This window comes from Zavarzinella formosa DSM 19928, from assembly GCF_000255705.1.
GTDB classification, from domain to species: domain Bacteria; phylum Planctomycetota; class Planctomycetia; order Gemmatales; family Gemmataceae; genus Zavarzinella; species Zavarzinella formosa.
This window is the reverse complement of the sequence record NZ_JH636446.1, coordinates 389397-389644: the sequence shown is the minus strand read 5'-3', so window position 1 is coordinate 389644 and position 248 is coordinate 389397. Positions and strand designations below refer to the sequence as shown.

Annotated in this window: 1 protein-coding gene; it reads right to left on the bottom strand. The window is 60.1% G+C overall.

Annotation, left to right across the window (positions count from 1 at the left end; translation table 11 throughout):
- Positions 1-248: hypothetical protein (locus tag BGIM_RS66150; protein WP_193789050.1), on the bottom strand; the 248-nt coding region annotated here is incomplete at both ends.

Here is a 248-nt window from a genome sequence, read left to right as displayed (position 1 = left end):
GTCATCGCGTCGTAGACAATGTTCCACATCAGCGACGAGGAATCGGACGCCCACATATTGGCGGCGGGGTTGACGTTCCACATCAGCGTGCCGGTGTTGGCGGCGAGGTTGTTCGAGCCGTCAATCGTCCCGCCGACGAGGGTTCCCGGCCACAGGGATGCCTTGCGGTCATATTGGACGAGGACGTTGGCCACATCGGGATCGCCCAAATCCGTGACGATGTAAGCGGGGTTGAGCGATTCGTTGTT